At 65.2% G+C, this 23,718-nt stretch carries 21 protein-coding genes and 1 pseudogene; 9 read left to right on the forward strand and 13 right to left on the reverse strand.

Annotation, left to right across the window (positions count from 1 at the left end):
• Positions 1-172 precede the first annotated feature (172 nt).
• Complete coding sequence (locus HWY30_RS34995; RefSeq protein ID WP_090807197.1) at positions 173-598, reverse strand: phasin family protein; 426 nt, start codon at positions 596-598, stop codon at positions 173-175.
• Between the two features lie 244 nt (positions 599-842).
• Here HWY30_RS34995 and HWY30_RS35000 point away from each other — a divergent pair, with 244 nt between their 5' ends.
• A complete protein-coding gene (locus HWY30_RS35000) occupies positions 843-1,193 on the forward strand; it encodes a hypothetical protein (RefSeq protein ID WP_425199423.1) in 351 nt (116 codons plus the stop codon).
• A 585-nt stretch (positions 1,194-1,778) separates the two neighbouring features.
• Entirely contained in the window at positions 1,779-2,570 is a 792-nt protein-coding gene (locus tag HWY30_RS35005; RefSeq protein WP_090807198.1) for a DUF4410 domain-containing protein, read from the forward strand.
• 111 nt (positions 2,571-2,681) lie between these two features.
• On the opposite strand, the gene HWY30_RS35010 is transcribed toward HWY30_RS35005, so the two are convergent.
• The gene (locus tag HWY30_RS35010) at positions 2,682-3,113 is read right to left on the reverse strand and encodes a response regulator (RefSeq protein ID WP_090807200.1); all 432 of its coding nucleotides are present in this window, start codon (positions 3,111-3,113) and stop codon (positions 2,682-2,684) included.
• Between the two features lie 314 nt (positions 3,114-3,427).
• On the opposite strand from HWY30_RS35010, the gene HWY30_RS35015 reads away from it, so the two are divergent.
• A complete protein-coding gene (locus tag HWY30_RS35015) occupies positions 3,428-5,638 on the forward strand; it encodes a TonB-dependent receptor (RefSeq protein ID WP_090807202.1) in 2,211 nt (736 codons plus the stop codon).
• A 126-nt stretch (positions 5,639-5,764) separates the two neighbouring features.
• Here HWY30_RS35015 and HWY30_RS35020 read toward each other — a convergent pair whose 3' ends face one another.
• The 3 genes from HWY30_RS35020 to HWY30_RS35030 all read right to left on the reverse strand — a co-directional run bounded on the left by HWY30_RS35020 (position 5,765) and on the right by HWY30_RS35030 (position 7,326).
• Positions 5,765-5,902 (reverse strand): hypothetical protein, encoded by a 138-nt coding sequence (locus tag HWY30_RS35020; protein WP_167368721.1) that lies wholly within the window; start codon positions 5,900-5,902, stop codon positions 5,765-5,767.
• 55 nt (positions 5,903-5,957) lie between these two features.
• Entirely contained in the window at positions 5,958-6,455 is a 498-nt protein-coding gene (locus tag HWY30_RS35025) for a universal stress protein (protein WP_090807204.1), read from the reverse strand.
• A 553-nt stretch (positions 6,456-7,008) separates the two neighbouring features.
• The gene (locus HWY30_RS35030) at positions 7,009-7,326 is read right to left on the reverse strand and encodes a DUF1840 domain-containing protein (protein WP_090807209.1); all 318 of its coding nucleotides are present in this window, start codon (positions 7,324-7,326) and stop codon (positions 7,009-7,011) included.
• A gap of 527 nt (positions 7,327-7,853) precedes the next feature.
• On the opposite strand from HWY30_RS35030, the pseudogene HWY30_RS35035 reads away from it, so the two are divergent.
• The 3 genes and pseudogenes from HWY30_RS35035 to HWY30_RS35045 form a co-directional block, all read left to right on the forward strand.
• Positions 7,854-8,121 (forward strand): annotated as a pseudogene (locus tag HWY30_RS35035) (CBS domain-containing protein); the annotation flags it as partial.
• A 117-nt stretch (positions 8,122-8,238) separates the two neighbouring features.
• Positions 8,239-8,655 carry a MarR family winged helix-turn-helix transcriptional regulator gene (locus tag HWY30_RS35040; RefSeq protein WP_090807212.1) on the forward strand — a complete coding sequence of 139 codons (417 nt, stop codon included), beginning with the start codon at positions 8,239-8,241 and terminating at the stop codon, positions 8,653-8,655.
• Positions 8,656-8,657: 2 nt separating this feature from the next.
• Positions 8,658-10,457 (forward strand): chloride channel protein, encoded by a 1,800-nt coding sequence (locus tag HWY30_RS35045; protein WP_090807214.1) that lies wholly within the window; start codon positions 8,658-8,660, stop codon positions 10,455-10,457.
• Positions 10,458-10,534: 77 nt separating this feature from the next.
• On the opposite strand, the gene HWY30_RS35050 is transcribed toward HWY30_RS35045, so the two are convergent.
• The gene (locus HWY30_RS35050) at positions 10,535-10,846 is read right to left on the reverse strand and encodes a hypothetical protein (RefSeq protein WP_244145126.1); all 312 of its coding nucleotides are present in this window, start codon (positions 10,844-10,846) and stop codon (positions 10,535-10,537) included.
• A 215-nt stretch (positions 10,847-11,061) separates the two neighbouring features.
• Positions 11,062-11,964 (reverse strand): glutamate/aspartate ABC transporter substrate-binding protein, encoded by a 903-nt coding sequence (locus HWY30_RS35055; RefSeq protein WP_090807219.1) that lies wholly within the window; start codon positions 11,962-11,964, stop codon positions 11,062-11,064.
• A 258-nt stretch (positions 11,965-12,222) separates the two neighbouring features.
• Here HWY30_RS35055 and HWY30_RS35060 point away from each other — a divergent pair, with 258 nt between their 5' ends.
• Positions 12,223-12,846, forward strand: coding sequence for a LysE family translocator (locus HWY30_RS35060; RefSeq protein ID WP_090807221.1), 624 nt, complete (start codon positions 12,223-12,225; stop codon positions 12,844-12,846).
• 23 nt (positions 12,847-12,869) lie between these two features.
• On the opposite strand, the gene HWY30_RS35065 is transcribed toward HWY30_RS35060, so the two are convergent.
• On the reverse strand, positions 12,870-14,285 hold the full coding sequence (locus HWY30_RS35065; RefSeq protein WP_090807223.1) for an aminotransferase-like domain-containing protein: 1,416 nt from the start codon (positions 14,283-14,285) through the stop codon (positions 12,870-12,872).
• A gap of 185 nt (positions 14,286-14,470) precedes the next feature.
• Between HWY30_RS35065 and aptA the strand changes: the two genes are divergently transcribed.
• Entirely contained in the window at positions 14,471-15,799 is a 1,329-nt protein-coding gene (gene aptA, locus HWY30_RS35070; RefSeq protein ID WP_090807225.1) for an omega-aminotransferase AptA, read from the forward strand.
• A 100-nt stretch (positions 15,800-15,899) separates the two neighbouring features.
• Here aptA and HWY30_RS35075 read toward each other — a convergent pair whose 3' ends face one another.
• Positions 15,900-16,424 (reverse strand): DUF6496 domain-containing protein, encoded by a 525-nt coding sequence (locus tag HWY30_RS35075; protein WP_090807227.1) that lies wholly within the window; start codon positions 16,422-16,424, stop codon positions 15,900-15,902.
• Positions 16,425-16,619: 195 nt separating this feature from the next.
• Between HWY30_RS35075 and HWY30_RS35080 the strand changes: the two genes are divergently transcribed.
• Entirely contained in the window at positions 16,620-16,871 is a 252-nt protein-coding gene (locus tag HWY30_RS35080) for a hypothetical protein (RefSeq protein WP_018423554.1), read from the forward strand.
• Positions 16,872-16,999: 128 nt separating this feature from the next.
• Here the strand turns inward: HWY30_RS35080 and HWY30_RS35085 are convergent, their stop codons facing one another.
• The 4 genes from HWY30_RS35085 to HWY30_RS35100 form a co-directional block, all read right to left on the reverse strand.
• Entirely contained in the window at positions 17,000-18,208 is a 1,209-nt protein-coding gene (locus tag HWY30_RS35085; protein WP_090807229.1) for an ABC transporter substrate-binding protein, read from the reverse strand.
• A 103-nt stretch (positions 18,209-18,311) separates the two neighbouring features.
• A complete protein-coding gene (locus HWY30_RS35090) occupies positions 18,312-21,959 on the reverse strand; it encodes a molybdopterin cofactor-binding domain-containing protein (protein WP_090807231.1) in 3,648 nt (1,215 codons plus the stop codon).
• Complete coding sequence (locus tag HWY30_RS35095) at positions 21,956-22,462, reverse strand: (2Fe-2S)-binding protein (protein WP_090807233.1); 507 nt, start codon at positions 22,460-22,462, stop codon at positions 21,956-21,958. The genes HWY30_RS35090 and HWY30_RS35095 overlap by 4 nt, the downstream gene beginning before the upstream one ends.
• A 31-nt stretch (positions 22,463-22,493) precedes the next feature.
• Positions 22,494-23,693 carry an amidohydrolase family protein gene (locus HWY30_RS35100; protein WP_090807235.1) on the reverse strand — a complete coding sequence of 400 codons (1,200 nt, stop codon included), beginning with the start codon at positions 23,691-23,693 and terminating at the stop codon, positions 22,494-22,496.
• Between the last annotated feature and the right edge of the window lie 25 nt (positions 23,694-23,718).

A 23,718-nucleotide genomic window follows, 5' to 3' on the forward strand; every position in this document is an offset into this window, starting at 1 on the left:
CTTCCCCTTGCCGGGTGTGCAGAGGACTTTCACCCCCAAGTCATCCGGCTCGCCACCACAGCGGGTCGGACAGCGCCAGTCACGGCGCTACGCGCCATGCCTGGCGCACCAAAAAAAGCGGAGGGCCTGGCGGCCCTCCGCGTCATAGATCGTCCGGAACTCGCGGCGTGCGCTACTTCTTCGGTTGCTGAAGAAGCGACTTCAACTCCTGCACGTTCTCCTCGACGCGTTTCGCGATCACCCCATACGATTCCGCCTGGGTCTGATACGCGGCTTGTGCGAGCTGTTGCATGTCGGCGAGCGATTTGTGCAGGCTCTGCTGGATCAGCTCCGCGGTTTTGCTCGACGGCGCGGTGCCGGCCGCCGTGAGCTGCACAGTCAGCGCCTGTAGCTCGCCCAGCGTGGTGCGCAGCATGTCGGCCTGTTTCTGCGCGAGCGACTGCATCCCCTGGAATGCTGTCTGATTCGCCTGAACCAGCGCTTCCATGTCCTTTCGGCGCGCTTCCATGATGGCGGGCACGTCGAATCCGGGGAGCTTGAACTGCTCCAGCATTTTGGTTAGATCGCCAAACGGATTGGCTGCATCGGGTCGGTCCATGCGAAATCCTCCTTGCGGTTGAAGACTCATCGCCTCTGCGTCGCCCGCACCAGGCGCGACGCCGACGCCGGCGGCTGCGTGTGCCGCGCGTGCCGCCACAGCAAGGTGCTTTTGGGGTCGCACGGCACATCGGAGCAATCATGCGCTATCCGGCTGGGTTGCGCCAGCGGACTCACCCTGGCGAAAACCGGTTCACGGCAACGTGCGTCGCTTCGGGGTCTGCGCCGCTAAGCCGCGCGCCGCTATGCACGACGGCGGCCCGCGCGGCGACGGGCCGCCGGGGCATGGTCCGATGATGGGTCATCCGAGCCCAGCTTTCGCGGTGATCAATGATCTTGAACAACTGCGCCGTCTGTACGCGCTAAACGGTCATGAAGGCGAGATTGTCGCTGTCTACCGCGACGTGCTGAACAAGACCCAGGACCCGATGCTGCGTCACTACGTGTACGACTCGCTCGCGAGCGAGCAGCTGAAGCCCGCCAATCCCGAGCAGGCGATCGCGACGCTACGCACGAGTCCCGCCGAAGATCTCGTGGCGGCGAACAAGGCGCCGCATGGCACGCCGCCGGGTCAGCCAGCGGCACAACCGCAATAAATTCTCATCGCGAATTGCGAATAAAGCGCCGCGCCACGTGGCGCTTTATCTTTGCGCCGGAGCATGCGAGCGCGTTCGAGCGACCGCTCCATCGCCGCATCTCGCCGATGGGTGGAAGCGCTCCTGCCGCCCCGCCCCGCGCGGCTTTCCGCGGCTACGTTGCCTGTCCCACATTGGCGCTTCACTGATGCTTTTCATCTTCCGTCAGGTGATTACGATAGGAGCTCCGCAACGTCAGGGCAGGGTGAAGGAATGCGCTATCCGCTGGACATGGCCATTGCCGCCGCCCTGCTAGTTTTCGTCCTGTGCTGCATCGTCAAGCTCGCTTTGAGCTGATCGGCGGCTCGACGTCCGCGCGCTCTTCTTCGTTTCGCCGTGACATCGCTCGAAATAATTGTTGAATGGAGTTCGGCGAGCCGCTCACCCATACTTCGTTCGCTGCCGGTGCGTGACGAATCACAGACGCATGAGATCGAAAGGCTTCACGTGCGAATCCCTTCGCCGATGATCGACGATCCCACGGTTGCCCGATCATCGGCGATGGACTCGAACAGACTGGCACCGCGTGCCGACCACAGGATCATCATGTTGACTTCAGTGAACTTCATCAAAAAGAACGCCGCCCGTTTCACCTGCATGGCATTCGTGTGCGGCGGCGCGCTGCTGAGCGGCTGCGCCGGCGCCAGCGTCACGAATCTGAGCGCGACGAGCACGTCCGCGACGGCCGACGCAGGCACGCAATCGACAATGCATCCGGACACGATCTACGTCTACACGTTCGATGCCGATCCGCAGCAGGTCAAGCTCGACAACGGCGGCATGCTGCAAAAACTGAAGACGCAGATGTCGGGCTCGTCGGACGCGCAGAAGCAGGTTGCCGATGCCGCCCAGGTGCGCGAGCAGGTCGCCGACGAGATCGTCCATCAGCTGCAGGCGATGGGACTGCACGCGGTGCGCACCGACGCGCCGGTGCCCGCCGGCCAGAACGTGCTGCTCGTGCAGGGCAGCTTCGAGACGATCGACGCCGGCAATCGCCGCCGCCGCACGCTGATCGGCTTGGGCGCGGGCAAGAGCGAGGTGAGCAGCGCGGTGCGGATCGTCTACCAACCCGCGGGCGGCACGCCGCGTGTCGTGCAGAGCTTCACGGCCAACGCGGACAGCGGCAAGATGCCCGGCATGGTCGAAACCGCCGGGGTCGGCGCGGCGGCCGGCACCGTCGCGACCGCGGCAGCGGCCGGCGCGGGCCTGCACGGCGTGACCGAAACGAAGCGCGCGGGCGTGTCGGACGATGCAAAGCGCCTCGCCGATGCAGTCGCGAAACAGATCGCGCAGTTCGGCGTGCAAGCCGGCTGGATGCAGACCGCGCGAAAGAGCTGAGCGGTTGAGCGCGGCGGGTTGCGGGTCCGACTAAAGAGCGCGGTTGAAAAGCGCGGCGGTGTGGAGCGATGTCCACGCCGCCGCGTTTTTTTATCGACGCGCGCCCCCTCGCTAGTTGCGCCACAACCCTCGCAGCAGTGCGAGCAGCGTGGCCGGCGCCGTGCCCTTCTGGCAATAACCGTCGAAGTTGTGGCGCTCGCGGCCGGTTTGCCTCACGTGGTCCTCGTCCAGCGACGTAAACGCGACGATGCCGAGGCTGTGCGTCGGCAGATAGCGGCGCAGCGCGCTCGCCGTTTCGTAGCCGTCGCGCTCCGGCATCATGATGTCGAGCACGACGACGTCGGGCACCCAGTTGCGCACGCAGTGCAGCGCCGCGGTGCAGCCTGTCGCGGCGCGCGCCTCGACACCCTCGTAGGAAAGCCAGGTGGCAAGCGCTTCGGCGGCGTTCTCGTTGTCGTCGATGACGAGCACGCGCGGCACGCCGTGCAATAGCTGGACCTCTCGGGCGCTCCACCTCTGACAGGTAGTCGGATTTCGTGGCATGTATGGCGGCCTGCGAGTAAACCTTTGGGTGGGTAGCAAGCGCTGTACCGCGCCTGCGGCGGCGTCAAACCCGCGCGTCGCGGCCGCTCGACCTCATCGAAAACATCCCCTCTTGCCATCAGTTCTGTAAATCGTTGCGTTTCTACAATAGGAATGATTCCTATTTGCACTATACTTCCGCCGAACCTTTCGTTCCGCGCTTGGACTGCTTACATAAACGGCATCATCCGCGCGTGCAACCAGGAAAAATGCCGCCCGGATTCCAACTAGCGCCCCGGGACGGAAGATCGACGACCACGCCTACTTTCCAATTCATGTCCGTTTCACGCTGGAATCGCCCGCAGGCCACGCCTGCTCAAGCCACTCTGCATCGCGCCACCATCCTTGCCGCCATCGCCGTCGCTTTCAGTGTCCCGGCCAGCGCGTTCGCTCAATCCACCGACTCCGCCCCCGCCGCCGACGGCACGCTGCCCGCCATCAAGGTTCAGGCGGCCGCCGTCGAAGAGTTGCCCGGCGACCTGTCGCCGACATACGCGGGCGGCCAGGTCGCGCGCGGCGCCGACTACGGCGTGCTCGGCAAGCAGCGCAACATCGACATGCCGTTCAGCATGACGACCTACACGGCCAAGCTGATCAAGGACCAGCAGGCGCGCACGCTCGCCGACGTGGTCGAAAACGACCCGTCGGTGCGAACCGCGTACGGCTACGGCAACTTCTCGGAAGTGTTCGTGATTCGCGGCTTCCAGCTCAATGCCGACGACATCTCGATCAACGGTCTGTACGGCGTTACGCCGCGCCAGTTGGTCTCGACCGCGGCGGTCGAGCGGGTCGACGTGTTCAAGGGCGCCAACGCGTTCCTGAACGGTGCTTCGCCGACGGGCTCGGCGATCGGCGGCGGCGTGAACGTGCAGCTGAAGAGAGCGGAGGACACGCCGACCACCAACGTGACACTCGCAACCAGCGGCTCCGGCGAGTTCGGCGCGCACGTGGACGTCGGCCGACGCTTCGGCAGCGAAGGCCAGTTCGGGATCCGCGTGAACCAGGCGAATCGTGACGGCGAGACGAGCGTCGACGGCGAACACCGCCGCGACAACACTACGGCCGTCGCGCTCGACTGGCGCGGCGACAAGCTGCGTCTGTCCGGCGACTTCCTGTATCAGCGCGAGCACGTCAGAGACGGCCGCCCGGTCGTCTACTTCACCGACGCGATTCCCGCCGTGCCGCCGGCAACGTACAACTACGCGCAGAACTGGTCGTACACGAACCTCGAAGACACCGTCGGCATCCTGAAGGCCGAATACGACTTCCTGCCGGGCTGGACCGCTTATGCGAGCGGTGGTGTGCGCCGCACGGTCGAGCAAGGTGAGTACTACTCGCCGACCTATTCGTCGACCGGCGTCACCGGTGCCCGTCTCGGCGTGCCGTACAACCAGAATTCGAGCTCCGCCGAAGTCGGCGTGCGCGGCCGCTTCGACACTGGCCCGGTGTCGCATCTGGTTGCGGCGGGCGGCGCCATCACGAGCGAGAACACCAACTCCGCGTGGACCTACGCCTTCATGGGCCCGGTCTCGCTCTACAACACGGTGCAGACGCCTTACCCGGCCACGACGATGTCAGGCGGCAACCTGGCCGATCCGGGCATGACGGCCACCACGGTGATCCGCAGCGTGTCCGCGTCCGACACGCTCGGCTTCCTGCATGACCGGGTGATGTTCACGGTCGGTGCGCGTCGCCAGCAGATCGCGACGGCCAACTACGACAACACGGGCATCGGCAGCGGCAACTACAGCGACGGCATCACGACGCCGCTGTTCGGCCTCGTTCTGCGCCCAACGCAGAACGTGTCGATCTTCGCGAACCGCAGCGAAGCGCTGGCCGCGGGCAGCATCGCGCCGGCGGGCACGCTGAACTACGGTCAACAACTGACGCCGGTCCGCACGAAGCAGTGGGAAGTGGGTGTCAAGTACGACACCGAAAGGCTCGGTGCGTCGTTTGCCGCTTTCCAGATCGAACAGCCGTCGGCGTTCACCGACCCGGCCACGCATATCTATGGCCTGAACGGCAACGAACGCCATCGCGGTCTCGAAGCCGAAGTGCATGGCGAGCCGCTCAAGGGCCTGCGTCTGCTGGCCGGCGCTTCGCTGATGGACGCGACGCTCGAGAACACACAAGGCGGAACCTACGACGGCAACCGTCCGGTGGGCGTGCCGACTTTCCTGTTCAATCTGGGCGCCGATTACGACATTCCGATGGTGCCGGGGCTCGCGGTCAACGCGCGCTGGATCCATACCGGCGCGCAGGAAGCGAACGCGGCCAACACGCTGTCGATCCCGTCGTGGAACCGCTTCGACCTGGGGGCGCGTTACGAGATGTCCATCTACGGCAAGAGGACGACGTTGCGCGCCACCGTGCAGAACGTGACGAACAAGGCGTACTGGTCAGCCGTGTCGGCCTACGGCGCGACGACGTACCTGACCCAGGGCGCACCGCGTACGTTCCTGTTGTCGGTCAGCACCGACTTCTGATTGTCTGACGTGATGTCGGTCGCCTGTGCCAGCGGTTTGCATGCATGACTAAAACGCTGCCAGGCTTTCGGGCTGGCAGCGTTTTAGTGTTTCCGCGCGAACTGAACGGCGTGGCGCCGCCCCTCGTCACTCGACCGGCGGCTCGCCTTCGGGTTTTTTCTTCGGCCGCTGCGCATCGGCGGCGCGCTGCGGCAGCTTGCTCTTTTCGTTATCGCTGTGCCTGACGGGCTGAGGATGATTGAACTGTTCGTCGACGTCTTTCATGGTGTGCCTCCGTGCCAACGCAACACAACTCAACACACAACACACAAAACAACGCTCATGAATGTTCGGCGGACCGCGCGGTCTCGCCCGTGCCTGCGGCTGCGGCCGGCGCATCGGTTGCCGCGCCCATCGTGACCAGTACGCTGCACGTCACGCGATCGAGCAGCAGCCCGTCGTGCCGGCCACCCCACCATCGCGCGAGTCCGTGACTGCGACGATGACCGACGACGACCAGATCGGCCTTCAGATCGTTAGCGAAAAACGGTATCTCATCGAGTGGTTCGCCGATCGCGAGATGACCGGTCGCGCGAATTCCGCGTGCGGCGAGCTTCCGTAAGCCCTCGTCGAGCAGCGTTTTGGCGGATTCGTTGATGAAATCGACCGGCACCGCGGCCGTAATGTCCGCGCCCTGCATCCACGCCGTATTGTTGAGCACGGAAAGCAGGTGCACTTCAGCGTTCAGGTCTTGCGCGAGAGCGGCACCGTCCTTCAACGCGTGTTGTCCTTCGCGAGTTCCGTCGTAGCAGAGAAGAATGCGCCTGAAGCTCGACATGAGAACCTCCTTGCGCCGTGCGGCACGTGATTGATTAATTATATGTCAGTTCGTGATATATACCGCGCGACACCGATACACGCAAATACCTACAGAAACGCCGTCAAACAGGCACTATTCGCCAGTTTCGGCGGCCACCGAATCCCTGCCCTGAAATAGCGGTTGCTCGGCGCGGCCGGTCAGGAACACCGCGCTATGACTCAGGCCACAAAAAGAAAACATGAGCACCGTTTGCCGCGGGGTCGACGGGCAAACCATAGCCATGCGACCGAGCGGTCCATGCCTCGTGCGGCGAACCGTTCGGCCATCTCACGAGCAGCACCGCTCCGCTGGACAACTGGTCGACAACGGTGCCGCCATACACGCCGATCACACTGCTTCGCACCCCCGTGCCGCACGATGCGGCGCAAGAGCCGCACACCGGCTGCGGGTATCGGCCGGTCTGCTGCGCGGGTGAGAACGCATAGGCAAGCGGAACGGCGCAAACCGAAATCAGGACGATTGCGAAACGTCGACACGACGCAAGTTGTTTCATCGCGATTCCCTCGACGAACTACAGCCCCCAGATGATGTCTGCGTCCGAGGCGCGCGCCGCACGCATCATGTCCAGAAACGGCCACGCGCGCTGCGACAGCCGGTTGCGCGACTCGCGCTGATTACTGGTTGAGCAGTGCAATGCTTCGAGGGTCGTTTCCGCGGCCGCGTCTTCGGTGATGGCGGTTTCGAGCCGATCGATCGCGCGGGGCAGCTCGTCGCGGCTGATAACGCCCCGCGCGCCGAGCCGCTTGCCGATCAGACCAAGCAGATATTGTGCGAGATCCCTGAGCATGACGACATCCGGCGACGCCGTCGATTGAAATGTGATCATCATGATGGCTCCTTTATCGGTCTATCAGGCAACGGCCAACCAGTCCTCTCAATCCGTCTGCTCTCATTTTATATCACGACGTGACAAAAAAGAACGCGCCGAGGGGTGATTTAAGGGCCATGCTGAAGCACGTCGGCTGTGCTCTCGACTGTCTGCGAGATGCGACAGATTCCGCGCGCCGCGCGGGGGGGCGGAGAACTTTTATATCATATTGACATATAATCATGACCAGACTGTATTCGCCTTGCCAGGTTTTCCCGGTAATGTCGGGCCCGGCATCATCGACTACTTTCTGCTCCTATCTTGTCCCGCTCTCCTGCTCTCGGCTGGCTTGCCAGCTTTCTCCCTGCACCGGTCACCGTGAAATGGCACGAGTGTGCGCGTTCGTGTTTCGGCGCGCTGCTCGGCATCGCGTTCACCGGCGGTCTGACGTATCTGCTGCTCGGACCTGTCGCGAATATTCCGCGAAGACGTCAAAGCCGTGCTCGGGCGCCGTGACGAACTGCTCGACATCGACACCGGCGCTCGGTCCGATCCTCAACTACTTCGATGGCTGGCTGCGCGGCGATGCGCTTCGCACGTCGGACGTCGGACGTCGGCAGCGTGATGACCACCGACGTCTGCACCGTCGCCGCCACCGATCCGATCACGGAACGGGTGCCGATGTTCGCGAACTTCGGCCATCACCACATCCCGGTGCTCGATCGCGCGGGCCGCGTGGTCGGCATGATCACGCAGATGGACCTGATCTCCGGCCTGTATCGGCAAACCGCCACCCGAGCCCGCGAGGCGGCCTGATTTTCAACTAAAAGACCGAGGAGACCTGCCGCGCGATGCCGTTGCGACGGCCGCAATTCGCCCAAGTACATCATGACGTGATATATTTTCGGTTTTCTTCACATTGGCGGATTTGCCATGAAAGTACGGACTCGCAAGCTCGTTAAGAGCGATTTCGAGCAGTTGTCGCAGTTTCGCTATCAGATGCGGCGCTTCGAGCGCTTCTCCGAGCAGGCCGCGCAAAGCGAGGGCATCACGCCGTTGCAATACCTGTTGTTGCTGCACATCAAGGGCTATCCGGAGCGCGACTGGGCGACCGTCGGCGAACTCGCGGAGCGTCTGCAGGCGCAACATCATGGCGTCGTCGCGCTGGTATCGCGCTGCGAGGCACTGAATCTCGTGCGCCGCCAGGTCAGCGAGACCGATCGCCGCCAGGTTGAAGTACACCTCGAAAGAGCGGGAGAACGGGTACTCGAACGGCTTGCGGAACTGCATCGCGCCGAATTGAGATCGCTCGAAGGCTCCTTCCAGGTTCCACGGATCGACCTCGACTAACCATGCGCATGGATTCCCACAAACGCGACTTCGCGGCGAATGCACGGCTGCCCGGCATCTTCGCGCTCGCCGCAGGCATCGGCTTCGTCAGCACGATTGCCGCCTTTGTTCTGCTGAACCTGATTCGCCTGTTCACCAATCTGTTTTTCTTCGGCACGCTGTCGTTCGTCGACCGCTCGCCCGCCACCAATACGCTTGGCATTTGGGTGATCGGCGTGCCGGTGATCGGTGGTTTGATCGTCGGGCTGATGGCGCGCTTCGGCTCCGAAAAGATTCGCGGCCACGGCATTCCCGAGGCGATCGAGGCGATCCTGTTCGGCAAGAGCAAGATGTCGCCGAAAGTGGCGGTGCTCAAGCCGTTGTCGTCAGGCATCGTGATCGGCAGCGGCGGGCCGTTCGGCGCGGAAGGCCCGATCATCATGACCGGCGGCGCGCTCGGCTCGCTGATCGCGCAGTGCGTGAAGGTCACGTCGGCGGAACGCAAGACGCTGCTCGTAGCGGGCGCGGCGGCCGGCATGACCGCGGTGTTCGGCACGCCGCTCGCGGCCGTGCTGCTCGCGGTCGAACTGCTGCTGTTCGAATGGCGGCCGCGCAGCTTCCTGCCAGTCGCGGTGGCGTGCGCGGTCGCTGGCTTCGCCCGCGTGATTTTCTTCGGTACAGGTCCGCTGTTTCCGCTACAGACTGCCGCGCCCGATGGCTGGTCGCTGCTGTCGTGCGCGGTCGCGGGCGGGTTGTCGGGCGCGCTGGCGTCCGGCCTGTCCGCCGCGCTCTACAAGGTGGAAGACCTGTTCGGCAAGCTGCCGATCCACTGGATGTGGTGGCCAGCGCTCGGCGGCATCGTCGTCGGCATTGGCGGCTGGCTCGAACCGCGCGCGTTCGGCGTCGGTTACGACGTGATCGGCGATCTGCTGCATCAGCACATTGCGGTGCAGGTCGCCCTTTTGCTGCTCGCCGTGAAGGCGGTGATGTGGGTCATCGCGCTCGGCTCGGGCACGTCGGGCGGTGTGCTCGCACCGCTCCTGATGCTCGGTGCCGGACTCGGCACGGTGCTCGCGCATTGGCTCCCGGGCAGCGAACCGGCGTTGTGGCCGCTCGTCTGCATGGCCGCGACGCTTGGTGCCACGCTCGGCGCGCCGCTGACGGCCATCGTGTTCGCGTTCGGCCTCACGCACGACGCCAACGCGCTGTTGCCGCTACTGACGGCAACGCTGATCGCGCACGGCTTCTGCACGGTCGTGATGCGGCGCTCGATCATGACCGAGAAAATCGCGCGACGCGGCTATCACATCTATCGCGAGTACGGCGTCGATCCGCTCGAGCGCCACTATGTCGACGAAGTGATGACCGCCTCGGTCGAATCGGTCGATGCCGCCACGACGGTCGGCGCAACGCTGCAGACGCTGTTCGGCGCGAACCAGTTGCGCCGCGCGTATCCGGTGGTGCGCGACGGCGCGGTGATCGGCGTGGCCGACCGCATGTTGCTCGAACGCTTCTGCGCCGAGGACACGGAACGCAAGCGCGCGATGACGCTCGCCGACGTGTTCGCGCAACACAACACCGCGTTTGCCTTGTCATCCGAAACCTGCCGGCTGGTGGCGACGCGGCTCGCCGTGCTGGGGCTCGAACGCCTGCCGGTGGTCGCCGATCGCAACAGCATGCGTCTGATGGGGATCCTGTCGCGCAGCGATCTGGTCAAGCCGTCGCTCGCGCACTTCGAAGAAGAACACAAACGGGAACGGTTCCGTCGTATCGGGCCGTCGCTCAGCAAGCGGCGCTTCGCGCCGGTTCGCGCCGGTTCGTAAAGCCAGCTAAAAAGACCGCAGCAAAAATCAAAGGCCGAGACCCGTTAGGGCCTCGGCCTTTTTATTCGCGCATGGAGCTATTTGCCCGCGCCACGCGACTCGACGCAACCCAGCACGAGCGTGTCGCCCGATTTCGCGCCGGGACCCAGCGCCGCCGTGTGGAAGTCCGCGTGGTCGCAATGCCATTCGGCGTGGAAGTCGCGTGGGCATGCCATCGTCGTGCCGCCTTTGTGCAGGCCGGGCAGCGCGTAATCGCAAGTTTCCCGTCCGTTGCAATGACGCTCGAGCTCACGAGTCAGGTTGCCGCGCGGCGCGCCGCAATTCTCGCCATAGGTACCCGATACGATCGTAATCGCGCGCGTTTGTGCGTCGGCGTTTGCGGACACCATGAATACGCCGCTTGCCACCGCCAGCGCAGCACGAAGAATTCCACTGGGGAAAATCCGTCCGCGCCGCGAAGATTCCATCGGCCTCTTCACTTTGCACCTCCGTTCCCGCTATAGGCGACGTTCAACCGAAACGCGCCGCCTATAGCCAGGTATAGAGGAAAGAGCAAAAGACTGCCACTAGAAACCATTCCTACGCACAATAGCGGCCAAAGCCGTTATTCGAGCGCCTTGTCGTTCGGCTGCGCGTAAAGCTGTTTCAGCGAATCGCTCATCGGAAAGTCGAAGCTGATGTTCTTCGGCGGCACCGGCTTGATGAACCATCGGTCGTACATCGTGTGGATTTCCGGTCCTTTCATCACCTGTTCGAGCGTGTCGTCGACGAGCTTTCTGAACTCCGGATCGTCGCGGCGCAACATGAAGCCATACGCTTCCGACGATTGCGGCGTGCCGGTGATGATCCAGTCCGACGGCTTCGCGGTCAGCGTGCGCGTGCCGGCAAGCAACACGTCATCCATCATGTACGCGACGGCGCGGCCGCTTTCGAGCGTGAGACGCCCTTCGCCGTAATCTTTCGCGCTGATGATCTGCATGTTCATCTTCTTGTCCTCGTTCATCTTGCGCAGGATGCGCTCGGACGTCGTGCCCTGATTCGTCACGACCGTCTTGCCGGCGAGATCCGGAAAGTCCTTGATGCCCGAGTCCTTGCGCGTCAGAAGACGCGTCGTCGCGACGAAGAACGTGTCGGCGAACGCCACCTGGCTTTGGCGCGCCGCGAGATTGGTCGTCACGCCGCATTCGAGATCGACCGTGCCGTTCTGCACGAGCGGAATGCGATTCTGCGAGGTGACCGGGATGAAGCGCACCTTGAGGTCCGGACGCTTTGTTTTCGCCTTGACCGCATCGATGACCTTGTTGCACAGGTCCTGCGAAAAGCCGACCACCTCGTTGTTCGCGTCGACGTACGAGAACGGCACCGACGTCTCGCGATGGCCAATCGCGATCACGCCGCTTCGCTGGATCTTCGCGAGCGTGGACGTCGCGTCCTGCGCAAACGCGCCCGGACTCGCCAACGTTGCCGCCACGAGCATGGCAACAGTGGACCAATTCATCACTTTCATGGGTATCTCCAATCGTGCAGCAGGTTCCTGATGGATGGCGGGCTGCTGCGCCAGCCGTCTACATATGTTGCCATTAAAAAAATAAATGCAACATATGTTAACTACCGAGTGTTGAAACGCCGCGTGGCGACGCTTTCCGGCCAATCAAGTCATCATCGATCCGTACCGGACATCATTTTCAAAACCGTACAGGTACTGTACCGGCCCCTGTCGCTAGAATGAGCCTCACCGTTTTCTGTTGGCGACACCGGAGCCCCCATGTCTTTCGTCACTCTCAGCGCGCTGCCCGCCGGCATCCTGTTCGCGCTCGTCACCTCGATCACGCCCGGTCCGAACAACACGATGCTGCTCGCGTCGGGCGTCAATTTCGGCTTTCGCCGCACGCTGCCCCATCTGTCCGGCATCAGCGTCGGCGTGGTGCTGTTGATGTTGTCGGTCGGCATCGGCCTCGGCGAGGCGTTCGTGCATTTCCCCGTGCTGTATACGGTGCTCGAAGTCGTCAGCGTCGCTTATCTGCTGTATCTGGCGTGCAAAATCGGCACGTCGGGCGAACTGAAGCTCAGGAACGGCGAGCGTCGCCCGATGCGCTTTCATGAGGCGATCGCGTTTCAGTGGGTCAATCCGAAGGCGTGGATGATGGTGCTGACCGCCGCGACGACGATTCACCTGAGCAACAGCTTCGGCATGAACGCCGTCGCGATGGCTGCGGTGTTCTATGTGATCGGCTTTCCGTGCATTTGCGTGTGGGCCGGTTTCGGCACCGCGATGCGCGAGGTGCTGTCGAACCCGAAGCGGCTGCGCGTCTTCAACATCGCGATGGCGCTGCTGCTGGTCGCGTCGCTGTACCCGATCGCGCTGAAGCTGATCGGGCACGGCGGCTGAGCTTTCGACGCGCGCCGCCGCGTCTACCACGCCCCCTGCCCGACCCGCTCGATGAAGCGCCACAACGCGTCGTCGCTCGAATACGGCGCGTTGAAGCGGAACCACGCGCTCGGCGCGTCGTCGGGACGGAAGTAGGAGCCCGGTGCGAGCCAGATGCCGTGCGCGAGCGCGGCGGTCGCGACCTCGGCGGCGCGCTCCGCTTCGATCGGCAGACGCGCCAGCATGAAGAGTCCCGCGCGCGGCCGGTGAAACACCTCGAGCCCGAGCGCGTCCAGCCGTTCTTCGAGTGCGACGTGCGCGAGCTTGAGCCGTTCGTTGACCATCTCGACGTGGCGCGCGTAACGCCCTTCCACCAGCACCTTGTCGACGATCCGCTCGATCGTTTCCGACGACGTCAGCCCCACCGCCATCTTCGTGCGCGCGAGTTCGCGCAGCACCGCCTGCTCCGCCACCACATAGCCGCAGCGCAGCGACGGCGTCACCGTCTTCGAAAAGCCGCCGACGTGCAACACGCGCTGCAAGCCTTCCATCGCCGCCAGTAGCGGCGCGCCGGCCGGCGCGAGTTCGCGGCTCACGTCGTCCTCGATCACCCAGATGCGCTCGCGCTCGGCGATCTGCAGCAAGCGGAACGCGGCCGACATGCCGAAGGTCGCGCCGGTGGGATTCTGGAGCGTGGTGTTGACGAAGATCGCCTTCGGCTTGTGCCGCGCGACCAGCGTTGCGAGAACGTCCGTATCGACGCCGGCCGGCGTGCGCGGCACGCCATGCACGACCAGCCCGGCGAGCTTCAGGATCTGCAGCAGATTGCAGTAGCCGGGATCTTCGACGATCACCGCATCGCCCGCGCGCAGCAGCGTGCGCACGATCAGATCGAGCCCCTGCGTCGCGCCCTGCGTGAGCAGCACGTTCGCGACGTCGACGGGCAGCCCACGCCGGTCGAGTTGTTCGGCGATGCGCTCGCGCAGCGGCGCGAAGCCGTACGGATGGCCATAGTCGCCGAGCCGCGCGGCCGGCACCCGGCTCAGCGCGCGCAGCGAGTGCTGCAGGCCGCTCTCGTTGGTCCATTCGCTCGGCAGCCAGCCGCAGCCCGCCTTGATCGGCACCGAGTGATCGGCGAACACGTCGGACAGCAGCCACGTCGCGGTCAGGCTCGGCGGCGTCCAGTCGGCGACGGCCGCCCGCGTGGACGACGAGCGCGCCGCAACCCTATAGCCGGAGCCGCGCCGCGCGACCACGAGCCCCATCGACACCAGGCGGTTGTACGCCTCGGTCACGGTGAAGGTGCTCAGCGCGTGGCTTTGGGCAAGCTGCCGCACCGATGGCAGCAGCGCGCCCGCGCGCAGCGATTGCGAGTCGATCGCGCGCGCGAAGCTCTGCACGACCTGTTCGACGAGCGTCGGCGCCGCGCGCCGGTCGCGTTGAAGGTCCAGTTCGATCATGTTTCGGGCGAAAAACGAGGGGCAAAAAGACGGACCGCGGACCGCCCGCCTACCGGAACAGTTCGCGCGAATCCACCAGCACAGTTGACACCACACTTGGTCAACTGTTTATGCCGCCATTAAACCGCGAGGGCTACAGTTTGGCTACGTTTAAAGCCCCAACCGCGCCACTTCGAGGAGATGCCATGACTTCGCGCCCCGTCATCGACGATCTGTCGTCCTTCTGGATGCCCTTCACCGCCAATCGCCAGTTCAAGGCCGCGCCGCGCCTGCTGGAATCGGCGAAGGGCATGTACTACCGAAGCACCGACGGGCGCGAGATTCTCGACGGTTGCGCCGGGCTGTGGTGCGTGAACGCCGGCCATGGCCGCGATGAAATCGTCGCCGCGATCACGCAGCAGCTGTCGACGCTCGACTTCGCGCCGACCTTCCAGATGGGCCACCCGCTTGCGTTCGAAGCGGCGAAGAAGGTTGCCGAGCTGATGCCGGAAGGGCTCGATCGCATCTTCTTCACGAACTCGGGCTCCGAATCGGTCGACACCGCGCTGAAAATCGCGCTCGCCTACCATCGCGCGCGCGGCGAAGGCCAGCGCACGCGTCTGATCGGCCGCGAGCGCGGCTATCACGGCGTCGGTTTCGGCGGGATTTCGGTCGGCGGTATCGCGCCGAATCGCAAGACCTTTTCGGGGGCGCTGTTGCCGGCGGTCGATCATCTGCCGCACACGCACAACCTCGAACACAACGCGTTCTCGAAGGGCCAGCCCGCATGGGGCGCGCATCTGGCCGAGGAGCTGGAGCGCATCGTCGCGCTGCACGACGCTTCGACGATCGCCGCGGTGATCGTCGAACCGGTGGCCGGCTCGACCGGCGTGCTGGTGCCGCCGCAAGGCTATCTGCAAAAGCTGCGCGAGATCTGCACGAAGCACGGCATCCTGCTGATCTTCGACGAGGTGATCACGGGCTTTGGCCGCCTCGGCAAGGCGACCGCGAGCGAACACTTCGGCGTCACGCCGGACCTGATCACGCTGGCGAAGGCGATCAACAACGCGTCGATTCCGATGGGCGCGGTCGCGGCGAGCCGCACGATCCACGACACGGTCGTGGGTAGCGGCGCGCCGGGCGCGATCGAACTGTTCCACGGCTACACCTACTCGGCGCATCCGGCGGCTGCCGCGGCCGCGATCGCGACGCTCGATCTGTACCGCCGCGACCAGTTGTTCGAGCGCGCGGCCAGCCTCGCGCCGACGTTCGAAGCCGCCGCGCATGGACTGCGCGACGCGAAGCACGTGAAGGACGTGCGCAATCTCGGCCTCGTCGCGGGCATCGAGCTCGAATCGCGCGACGGCGCGCCGGGCGCGCGCGCCTACGAGGCGTTCGTCAAATGCTTCGAGGCAGGCGTGCTGATCCGTTTCACCGGCGACATCCTCGCGTTCTCCCCGCCGCTGATCATCGACGAAGAGCAGATCGCGCGGCTCTTCCGCACCGTTGGCGAGGTGCTGGCGACGGTGCAGTAAGAAGGCCCGCAAGCGCGCCACCAGGCGACGACGAAAGAGCGGCGGCACGCGCATGCGTGCGCCGCTCTTTTTTATTGCTGCCGCTTTGCGAGCCGCAAGCTCAGTGATGCGCGCGCGACGCCCGCGTTTGCGCGGCCTTTTTCGCGGCAGCGGAGCGGCCAGCCGCGCCCTTCGTCGCAGCAGCCTTTTTGGCTGCGGCCGAGCGGCTCGCGGCTGGCCGCTTGGCCGCCGCCGACTTCGCCTGCTTCGACATCGCCGCCGACGACGCCCCGGCCTTGCTCTCGCGCTTGAGCACGCTCTCCGACACACGCGAGCGTTTCGCGCTCGACTCCTTGCTCGCACTCTTCTTCGCAGCGCCTTCGTGCTTGCCCGCCGCGCTGTCCTTCTGCGCTTTCTTGCGGGTCGCCTCGCTCGTGGCGCCCTTCTTCGGCGGCTTTAGGTCGACGCCCGCGCGCCGCGCCTCGGACAGCCCGATCGCGATCGCCTGCTTCGGCGAGCGCACGCCGTGCTTGCCGGCGCGGACCTTGTCCACCTGTTCCTTGACGAACTCTCCCGCTTGAGTACTCGCTGATTTGCCGGCGCGTTTATCGGCCGCGGCACGCTTCAAGGTTTTCTGCTCTGGCATGACGGTTCTCCGGTTGTGGGTGAGTCCCTATCATTTAGCAACGAGCGTGCCGGAGCGCCCATCCGCGCCATGCTCCGGCGGCGGTTGCGCGGCGGGACTCGCGTGCGTCGGCGGGACGGCGTATGGTGGTGGACATGGGACGGGAGTAAGCGCCGAAGCGCTAACTCAAATCGGCCGCCTTGCATGGAGACAGCCATGAAGATAGTTACGGTTCGCGCTGGCACACATATCGAGGGCGTGCACTGGATCGCCGAGTACGTCGAAGACGTCCACGAAATTCGCGTGTTCCGCGAGGGACAGGAAGTGGACGTGCACAACGCGCCGTCCACACTGTTCGGCGATGAAGAAAACGCGGGCTCGAAAAACACCGCCGATCATCGCGCGATGGAAGCGGCCGTGCTCGCTTATCTGAAGCGCTTCGTCACGGAGCACGACGCGGAAGAGTAGGTTTCGCCGACGGCAACCGCCGTTTTCAAAGCCGCCCGCTCGTGGCAAAAGCCGCTGCGAACGTGCTTTCACCAACACTCGCGCGGCCATTGTGCGGCAGTCACGACGGACCGCCGCGCGCCACGTCCTCAATCCGCCGGGCGCAGTTTCTTCACCTCGGCGTCCGATGGCTGCACGCTCGCGCCATCCACATAGCGGTACGACGTCATCACACCCTTGCCGTCCTTCACGCCGGTCACGCCGACATACGCGCCCATCGTCGACTGATTGTCCTGCGCGCGGTACATGATCGGGCCGAAGGGCGTCTGCACGTTGAGCCCCTTGAACGCGGCGGCGAGTTTGTCCGGATCGGTCGAACCCGCCTTCTTGATGCCGTCCGCGATCGACATCAGCGCCGAATAGCCGACCACCGAGCCCAGCCGCGGATAGTCGTGATATTTCGCCTGATACGTGTCGACGAACTGCTTGTTCGCGGCCGTATCGATCGAATACCACGGGTAGCCGGTCACGATCCAGCCGGTCGGCGCTTCGGCGCCGAGCGGATCGAGGTAGTCGGGCTCGCCGGTCAGCAGCGACACCACCGCGCGATCCTTGAAGAGCCCGCGCGTATTGCCCTCGCGCACGAACTTGCCGAGGTCGGCGCCGAACAGCACGTTGAAGATCGCGTCGGGCTTCGCGTCGGCGATCGCCTGGGTCACGGCGCCCGCGTCGACGTTGCCGAGCGGCGTCGCCTGTTCGACGACGAACTGCACGTCCGGCTGCGCGGCCGTCAGCAGCTTCTTGAAGGTCGCCACCGCCGATTGCCCGTACTCGTAGTTCGGATACACGATCGCCCAGCGCTTCTTCTTCAGCTTCGCGGCCTCGGGCACCAGCATCGCGACCTGCATGTAGGTCGAAGGACGCAGACGGTACGTGTATTTGTTGCCGTCGGCCCAGACGATCTTGTCGGTCAGCGGTTCGGCCGCGAGGAAGAAGATCTTCTTCTGCTTCGCGAAGTCGGCGAGCGCGAGGCCGGTGTTCGACAGGAAGCCGCCGAACAGCACCTGCACCTGCTCGCGCGCGATCAGTTCCTGGGCGACGCGGATCGTGTCGCCGGGGTTGCCGTTGTCGTCGCGCGAAATAACTTCGAGCTGCTTGCCGAGCACGCCGCCCGCCGCGTTCACCTGCTCGAGTGCGAGATTCCAGCCTTGCTTGTAAGGCCCGAGAAAGGCGGGCTGCGCCTTGTAGCTATTGATCTCACCGATCTTGATGGTCTGCTGTGCGCTCGCGCCGAGCGCGGCAAACGAGCACACGGTCGACACCATGAGGCGAGAGATCCATCCTGCGCGCGTGGTCATGCGTTTCTCCGTTATCAGAAGGAATGGTGGTTTTAGTCAGACATGCGTACGTGAGGACGTGCAAGCGCGTGGACCTGCGCACCTTCGGACGACGGCTGGCGGCTCATTGCTCGCGCGGTTCCGCGCGGATTCTGGCCACGTTCGCGGCGACGTGCTGCCATGCCGGCTTGCCGCCCGCGAACTGCGCGCGCAGGAACGACACGAGCTCGGCGACCTGGGCGTCGTTGAAACTGTCGCGGTAAGCCGGCATCGTACCGAGTTCGGGCCGCGCAGGCGAGCCGATGCCGTCGAGAATCACGCGAATCAGGTTGTCCGGCGCCGCGCCGTGCAGGTTCGTGTTCAGCGCAAGCGACGGATGTGCGCCGAACAACTGAGGTCCGCTGCCAGCGTGATGGCACGCGGCGCACGCGCCGTCGAAAAGCCGCGCACCCGCCGTGACCGGCGCGCCCGTCATCGCGCTGGCCTGTTCGTATTCGCGCGCGGTCGCGGCCGGATCGGCGTTCGGCTCCAGCGGATTGAGCGACGCGAGATAGACGGCCATCGCGCGGATATCGCTGTCGGGCAGCGCCGCCAGATCGCCGATCACCGGCGCCATCGGCCCGGCCGCGACGCCGTGCAACGGCGCGTGACCGTCGCGCAGATAGTGGAACAGTTCGTCCTCGCTCCACGGCACCGGCGCATTCGACAACGCCGACAGCGCGGGCGCTTCCCAGCCCTCGGCGCGGCCTCCGCCCATGAACGCCGCGCCGGTTTTCTCGGCGCCGAACACGTTGCGCGGCGTGTGGCACGCGCTGCAATGGCCAAGGCCATTCACCAGATACGCGCCGCGATTCCATTGCGCGCTCTGCGCGGGGTTGGCGGTAAGCGCAGTGCGGCCGAGAAACAGGCCGTTCCATGCAGTCATCAGCGGACGCACGCTGAAAGGAAACGCGAGCTTCGTTTCGGGCGGCCGGCTGCGCACCGGCGTTTGCGACATCAGATACGCGTAGAGCGCGTGCAGATCGTCATCGGAAATGTTCTGGAACGACGTGTACGGAAACGCCGGATACAGCCGATGACCGTCGCGGCTGATGCCGTGCCGCATCGCGCGCACGAACGCTTCGAGCGACCAGTGGCCGATCCCGGTCTGGCCGTCGGGCGTGAGGTTGGTGCTGTAGACGATGCCGAACGGGGTCGCGAGCGGCTTGCCGCCGGCGTTCGGCACGCCGTTGTGGGCGGTATGGCAAACCGCGCAATTGCCGAGCGACGCGAGCAGCTTGCCGCGCGCGACCAGTTCCGGCGCAAACGCGCTTGCAAGCGGCGGCGTGATCGGCGCAAGCGGCGCGCAGGAACCCGAGGCGAACGACAGCGCGCCAAGCCAGCCGACCGCGCCCGCGGCCAACAAGCCGAAAAAGCCGCGCCGCCGGCGCTTTTTCCTGCGCGCCGCCGCCGCGTCTTGCGCCTGCGCGTCGGCGAGCGCGGCGCGGATCTTTTCCGGCGTGAACGGCGGGCGACGGAAACGCACCCCCGTCGCGTCGTACAGCGCATTGGCGATGGCGGCCGCGCCGGGCAGCGACGCCGACTCGCCGGCGCCCATCGGCGGCTCGCCGTGGCGCGGCATCATCACGACGTCGATCACCGGCACTTCGCGGAACGTCAGGATCGGATATGCGCCCCACTCCTGGCTCGTCACCGCGTTGTCGTCGAAACTGACCTGCTCCTTCAGCGCGCGGCTCGTCGTCTGGATCACGTTGCCGTGAATCTGGTGACGCACGCCATCCGGATTGACCATCGTGCCGGTGTCCTGGCCGACCACGACGCGCGTGACCGCCAGTTCGCCGCTGTTGCGATCGACTTCGACGTCGGCGACCCACGCGGACCATGCCGCGCCGAACCCCGGGAATTTGCTGTGCACGTAGCGCGCGTACGCGATGCCGCGGCCGCGCGCGATATTGCCGTCTTCGTCGTCCTCGTCGCGCGTTTTGAACGCGGGTTCGCGCGGTTCCCACCCGGCTTTCGCCGCGACCTCCTTGACGAGGTCGATCGCGCGCGGATCGGTCAGATGCCTGAGGCGGAATTCGACCGGATCGACGCCGGCCTGCTCGGCCAGTTCGTCGATGAACGACTCGTGCGCGAACGTGTTCGGCAACGCGGACACACCGCGCAGCCACGCGGCGCGCACGATCGGCGGCGTGTCGTCGCAGACGATGCGCATGCTGCGATAGTCGTACGGCGGTACGGCCGTGCGGTCGCCCATCTCGAACACCTGCGGCTGCGCGGGAATGGTGCCGGTCAGCAGCAGGGCGAGCGTGGGGGCGTCGTTCGACGGATAGCGCGTCGCAAAGTCGTAGGCGGCCAGTTCGCCTTCGGCGGTGAGCGCGCCGCGTACGTCCATCAGTTGCGCGGCGCCCTTCGGTTCCCACGCGTGTTCGTCCTCGCGCGAGAGCTGCACGCGCACCGGCGCGCCGACCGCGCGCGACAGCAGCGCGGCGTCGGCGGCGACGTCGTCCGCGCAATTGCGTCCGTAGCAGCCCGCGGCATCCATCCGCACGATGTCGATGCGAGCTTCGTCGAGTGTCAGCAATAACGCGAGGTCGGCGCGCAGCGAATGCGGGTTCTGCGTGCCGGACCAGACTTTCAGCTGCGTGTCGTTGCCGTCTCCGTTGCGATAGTCCGCGACCGCGCACGACGGGCCGATCGATGCGTGCATCTGGAACGGCCACACGTAAGTGCGTTCCAACGTGCGCGACGGGTCTTGCGCGAGCGCCGCATCCACGTCGCCTTCGATCACCAGATCGCGCCGCGTCGCCGGATTCGCGCGCAACGCCGCTTCGACCTGCTCGCTCGTGTCGAGCGGCGGCAGGCCATCGACCGTTTTCCAGCGCACGTCGAGCCGCTGCGCCGCCTGTTGCGCAATCTCCTCACGCTCGGCGACGATACCGACGAAATCGCGAATCACGACCACCTTGACGATGCCAGGCAAATCGCGAATCGCCGCTTCGTTCACTTCCAGCAGGCTATGCCCGATGAACTCACCCTGCGCGACGCCTGCATAAGGCGGCCGCACCACGCGTCCATGCAGCATGCCGGGCACGCGCACGTCGTGCACGAAGTTCAGCTCACCGGTCGCCTTCGCGGGAATGTCGACACGCGGCGCGCTTTTACCGACGACGCGATACGCGTGCGGCGGTTTCAAAGGTGCATCGTTCGACAGCAGCAGTTCGACACGCTGGCCTTTGATCAGCTCGCCATAGTGAATGCCCTGCGCCGGGTCGCCATCTCGTGGAAACACGCGGCCGTCCTGCACGTCGAGATCGTTCGCGTCTACATTCAGGCGCGCGGCCGCTTGCGCGACCAGATACTGACGCGCTTGCGCCGCCGCCTGCCGCAGCGGCACCGCCGAAATCTGGATCGTCGCGCTCGCGATCGTCGGCCCCTGGTTCGGCGCTTCGCCGGTATGGCCGAGCACGATCGACACACGCGTCAACGGCACATCGAGTTCTTCCGCGACGATCTGCGCGAGCGCGGTGCCGATGCCGGTGCCAAGATCCACATGACCGTTGAACGCGACCACGCTGCCATCGTCTCGCACGACCAGAAACAGATCCGCCTCGGTCGGCACGAACGAAGAACGCGAACCCGGCTGGCCGCGCGCGGCCTTGACCGGTGCATGCGGCGGCCGCGCGACGAGCAGCACGCTGTGCGCGTCGTACAACTGCTTGCGCGACGGCGTCGCGCCACGACGATCGACGCTGAAGTCCGGCCCGGTCATACGCGCGCTCCGTCGTCCACGTCCGTTTGCGCGTCGAGCAATTGCGCCGCGCGCTGCACCGCGCGCACGATCTCGACATGCGTGCCGCAGCGACACAGATTGCGCGACAGCTCGCGCTGGATCGTCGCGACGCTCGGATGCGGATCGCGATCGAGCAGCGCCTTCGCGGTCATGATCATGCCGTTCAGGCAGTAGCCGCATTGCGCGGCCTGTTCGTCGATGAACGCCTGCTGCACCGGATGCAACGCGGTGCGCGTGCCGAGCCCTTCGAGCGTCGTGATCTCGCGGCCCAGCGCAACTTCGGCGGTCGTCACGCAGGCGCGCGTCGGCATGCCGTCGAGCAGCACGGTGCAGGCGCCGCATTCGCCGAGACCGCAACCGAACTTCGGCCCGTTCAGCGCGAGATCATTGCGCAACAAGTAGAGCAGCGGTGTCTGCGCCGCCGCGCTGACCACATGCGTAGCGCCGTTCACCTTCAGCACGAGCTGCGCGGCGCGGTTCATCATGATGCGAGCACCCTGTCGCGCCGCGCGTTCACAGCACCACCGGCACTTCGGTCGCGGGCGGCGTATTGCGGCTGCGCCGGCAGCGGATCAGACCATCGATCATCACCATCCCCACACCCGGAATATCGCCGAGCTGCACGCTTTCGAGCAGCGTGTCGGCGGCCGTATGCTGCGCGCGGTCCATGAACACGAGATCGGCGGGACGGCCCACCTCGATCAGCCCCTGGCGCAGGTGGCGCTGCCGCGCGGTATTGCCGGTCGCAAAGCAGAACGCGATTTCGGCGGGGACGTCGGCGAGGCTCGAGATCAGCGCGATCATGCGCAGAATGCCGAGCGGCTGCACGCCGGAGCCGGCCGGGCTATCGGTGCCGAGGATGATCCGATGCGGGCATTTCAGTTCGATCGCATGGCGCGCGGTCAGCAACGCGATCCGCTCGTTGCCGTTGTGGACGATTTCGAGCGCGCGGCTCGACTGCTCGCACAGATCGCACACGTGCCGGTACGACAGCGACGTATGGCCGCCATTGACGTGGCCGATCACATCGGCATCGGCGGCGAGCACCACGTCCCGATCGATCAGGCCGGAGCCCGGAATCGACGGACCGCCCGTGTGAATCGTGCTCTGGATACCGTACTTGCGCGCCCACGCGACCATCTGTTGCGCTTCCTCGCCGCCCTTCACGCTGCCGAGGCCGACTTCGCCGAGCAGCTTCACACCGGCTTCGGACAGCTCCTTGAAGTCCTGCTCGACCATGCCCTTCTCGATCACCGGCGCGCCCGCCAGCACCTTGACGCCGCCACCGACGCCGGCCGCGCGCATGCCGTCGAACGAGCGCTGCGCGGTGATCGCGAGCGCCTTCACGCCGAGCACGTCTTTCGGACGGCCAGGCAAATGCACTTCGCCGGCCGAGATCATCGTCGTCACGCCGCCGTTCAGATTCGACTCGATCCAGCCGAGCTGATTCTGGCGCGGCGTCCAGTCGCCGAACACCGGATGCACGTGCGAGTCGATCAGGCCCGGTGCGACCGTCGTGCCCTTGCAGTCGACCGTCGTGCGCGCGCCTTCGAGATCGCAGTCTTTCTCGCGGCCGAGCGCGACGATCACGCCGTCGTCGATCACCAGCGTGTCCGCGTCGAGAATCGGCTGATCGATATCGCCCGACAGCAGCAGCCCGATGTTCGTTACCGCGACCTTGCCCGACAAGCCTGTCAACGTCTCTGCTGCCATCTGCCTCTCCTTTCGCCGACACTAC

The sequence above is a fragment of the Paraburkholderia tuberum STM678 genome, assembly GCF_902833905.1.
In the GTDB taxonomy this organism is placed as follows: Bacteria; Pseudomonadota; Gammaproteobacteria; order Burkholderiales; family Burkholderiaceae; genus Paraburkholderia; species Paraburkholderia tuberum.